Origin of the sequence: Segeticoccus rhizosphaerae, from assembly GCF_009192725.1 — a bacterium.
Classification (GTDB): domain Bacteria; phylum Actinomycetota; class Actinomycetes; order Actinomycetales; family Dermatophilaceae; genus Segeticoccus; species Segeticoccus rhizosphaerae.
Window position 1 is genome coordinate 1 of sequence record NZ_VOHR01000358.1, and the last position, 3569, is coordinate 3569.

Consider the following 3569-nt stretch of genomic DNA (forward strand, 5'->3'; position numbering starts at 1 on the left):
CCGAGCGCTACCTCGCCGCCCTCGACGAGGGCGCCGAACGAGCCCGCGGCGGGGCGGCCGACTCCTCCGACCGCGGCCACACGGTCGCCCCCGAGCCGGCCACCGAGGCCTCCAGCCACGCCACTGTCGGTGTCGGCTGAGACCATGGGTTGAGCACGTCGTCAGCCCCGCACACCACCCGAACACCCCGAACCACCGAGCTCATCGAAGAAGGAAGGAAGCCCCGACATGGGAGCACCCAAGGAGACCACGGACGCGAACTTCGAGGCCGACGTCCTGCAGAACGACAAGACCGTCCTCGTCGACTTCTGGGCACCGTGGTGCGGCCCGTGCCGCGCGGTCGCCCCGATCCTCGAGGAGCTCGCGCAGGAGCACGCGGACAAGATCGAGGTCATCAAGCTCAACACTGACGAGAACCCGGCGATCACCGCGAAGTACGGCATCACCGGCATCCCGACGATGAACGTCTACCAGGGCGGCGAGGTCGTCAAGACCCTCGTCGGCGCCCTGCCCAAGCCGAAGCTGGTCAAGGAGCTCGACGACTACCTGAACTGAATCCGGGAGCCGCTCCGCGGCAGCTTCCGACCGATGACGCGCCCCTCCCGCACGGAGGGGCGCGTCGTCGTCTCCGGGGCAGGCCGGTCCGACGTGGTTTCGCGTGAAACACCACACATCGTGAGACGGGTCCCCGGTGCGCCCCCGACCTCGTGCGACACTCATCGGCGGAACGTGCGACGGGAAGGGCGGCGCGATGACCGCGAGGACGCAGGATGCGGTGCTGGGGGCCGGGACGAGGTCCCCGAGGGTGGGCGCAGCCGTGCCCGGCTCGCGGCTCGACCCCTGGAAGCAGTCGTATGCCGCCCGCACCGCGGGGATGACCGCGTCCGAGATCCGCGCGCTGTTCGCCGTCGCGTCCCGGCCCGAGGTGGTCTCTCTGGCCGGCGGCATGCCCTACCTGTCCGCCCTGCCGATGGATGCCGTCGCCAGCACCCTGGCGCACCTGGTCGCCACCCGGGGACAGCAGGCGCTGCAGTACGGCTCCGGGCAGGGCGACCCCGCCCTGCGTGAGCAGATCCTCGAGGTGATGGCGCTGGAGGGCATCAGCGCCCACCCCGACGACGTGGTCGTGACCACCGGCTCGCAGCAGGCGCTCGACCTGGTCACCCGCATCTTCATCGACCCCGGCGACGTCGTGCTGGCGGAGGCACCCAGCTACGTCGGCGCGCTCGGGGTGTTCGCCTCCTACCAGGCGGAGGTCTCGCACGTCGCGAGCGACGACGAGGGCCTGGTGCCCGCGGCCCTCGAGGAGCGGATCGTCGCGCTGCGGCAGGCGGGCAAACGGGTCAAGCTGCTCTACACCGTGCCCAACTTCCACAACCCGGCCGGGACCACGCTGTCCCAGGAGCGGCGGCCGGAGGTGCTGGAGATCTGCGAGCGGCACGGCATCCTCGTGCTCGAGGACAACCCCTACGGCCTACTCGGCTTCGACCGCGATCCCTACCCGGCGATGCGGGCGACCGCACCGGATGGTGTGGTCTACCTCGGATCCTTCTCGAAGACCTTCGCCCCGGGCCTGCGTGTCGGCTGGGCGGTGGCACCGCACGCGGTGCGGGAGAAGCTGGTGCTCGCGAGCGAGTCGGCGATCCTGTGCCCGAGCGCCCTGGCGCAGATGGCGGTCTCGAGCTACCTCACGGACTCCGACTGGCAGGCCCAGATCAAGGTCTACCGCGAGCTCTACCGTGAGCGGCGCGACGCCATGCTCGACTCGCTCGAGGCCCAGCTGCCCGAGGCGCACTGGACCCACCCCGACGGCGGCTTCTACGTGTGGCTGACCCTGCCGGAGGGGCTGGATGCGAAGGCGATGCTGCCGCGAGCGGTCACCGAGCGCGTGGCCTACGTGCCCGGCACGGCCTTCTTCGCCGACGGCACGGGCCACCGGCACCTGCGGCTGTCCTACTGCTACCCCGAGCCGGACCGCATCCGCGAGGGGGTGCGGCGGCTCGCAGCCGTGGTGCGCGGTGAGCTCGAGCTGCACGACACGTTCGGCTCAGCGAGCGGCAGGCCGTCGACGGTGTCGCCGCGTCCCGCCCGGGTGGAGTTCCCCTCACCAGAGCAACCCTGATGCTCCCGGTGAGATATCGCGTGGTCACGATCGTCGCGCGCTAACCCTCCGACGAAGGCTGCGAGGAGCCGCATGCGACATGTCCTGATCCTGGCCGGCGGGCTGAGCCACGAGCGCGACGTCTCGCTGCGCTCGGGCCGGCGTGTGGCCGATCTGTTGCGGCGCAGCGATGTGGACGTGCAGGTCCACGACCTCGACGTCGACCTCCTCGGCTCGATCACCCAGACCCGGCCCGAGGTGGTGTGGCCGCTCCTCCACGGTGCCGCCGGCGAGGATGGCGCCATCCGAGATGTGTTGGAAACGTTGGCCATTCCGTATGTCGGAAGCTCACCACAGGCGTGCCGGCTCACGTGGGACAAGCCGGTCGCCAAGGCGCTGCTCGCTCGAGCCGGAGTGGCGACACCGCCCAGCGTGGCGATGTCGCACGACACCTTCCGTGAGCTGGGCGCAGCCGCCGTGCTCGACGCCGTCGTGGCGCGGATCGGCCTCCCGCTCGTGGTGAAACCGGCCCGGGGTGGCTCGGCGCTGGGCCTGAGCGTGGTCCGCACCCGGGAGGATCTGCCGACCGCGATGGTCAACGCCTATGCGTATGGTGATATCGCACTCATCGAGCATTGTGTTGGCGGTGTCGAGGTCGCGGTGTCGGTCGTCGAAGGTCCGGACGGGGAGCCGATGGCGCTCCCGGCGGTCGAGATCGTCCCGGACGGTGGTCTCTACTCCTACGGCGCCCGCTACACGGCGGGGGAGACCGAGTTCTTCACGCCGGCCAGGCTGAGCGATCGCGCGACAGCCGCCGCGACAGCGGCGGCACTCACCGCCTACCGGACGCTCGGGCACCGCCACCTGTCTCGGATCGACCTGATCGTGGACGACGACGACACGCCGTGGTTCCTCGAGGGCAACGTGGCTCCCGGGATGACCGAGACCTCGCTGCTGCCGTTGGCCGCGGAGGCGGGCGACGAGCCCGCCGACGCTCTGTATCTGCGCCTGATCGACCGAGCGCTCACCACCGTCTAACCAAGCCCGCTAACGTCCTGCACTGTGGTCGCCTGGACGACCACAGTGCAGGACGTTAGCGGAAGCATTCCGGTCAGGGCTGCAGGTCGGGGACCGCCACCTCGTCGTCGGGCGTGAGCAGGCTGACGATCCGGTTCAGGTCGTCCACCGAGGCGAACTCCACCGTGAGCTTGCCCTTGCGTTTGCCCAGCGCGATGTTGACGCGGGTGTCGAACCGGTCGGAGAGGGCAGCGGCGAGGTCGTCCAGCTGGGGGTGGCGGTTGCCGGCACGCGGCGCCCGACGCCTCGGTTCGGCATCACCGCCGAGCGTGACGATCTCCTCGACGCTGCGGACGCTGAGCCCCTCGGCCACGATGCGCTGGGCGAGCCGCTCCATCGCGGCGCCGTCACCGAGCGCGAGCAGTGCGCGCGCGTGCCCGGCGCTGAGCAC

3 protein-coding genes and 1 pseudogene are annotated in these 3569 nt (G+C 70.7%); 3 read left to right on the forward strand and 1 reads right to left on the reverse strand.

The annotated features are described in order from the left end of the window. Nucleotides 1-228 precede the first annotated feature (228 nt). The 3 genes from trxA (at nt 229) to FRW57_RS18940 (ending at nt 3139) form a co-directional block, all read left to right on the forward strand. A complete protein-coding gene (gene trxA / locus FRW57_RS18930; RefSeq protein ID WP_152186756.1) occupies nt 229-555 on the forward strand; it encodes a thioredoxin in 327 nt (108 codons plus the stop codon). A 196-nt stretch (nt 556-751) separates the two neighbouring features. After that, the gene (locus tag FRW57_RS18935; protein WP_152186757.1) at nt 752-2122 is read left to right on the forward strand and encodes an aminotransferase class I/II-fold pyridoxal phosphate-dependent enzyme; all 1371 of its coding nucleotides are present in this window, start codon (nt 752-754) and stop codon (nt 2120-2122) included. A gap of 72 nt (nt 2123-2194) precedes the next feature. Continuing rightward, entirely contained in the window at nt 2195-3139 is a 945-nt protein-coding gene (locus tag FRW57_RS18940; RefSeq protein WP_152186758.1) for a D-alanine--D-alanine ligase family protein, read from the forward strand. A 73-nt stretch (nt 3140-3212) separates the two neighbouring features. Here the strand turns inward: FRW57_RS18940 and FRW57_RS18945 are convergent. Then, a pseudogene (locus FRW57_RS18945) lies at nt 3213-3569 on the reverse strand (ParB/RepB/Spo0J family partition protein); the annotation flags it as partial.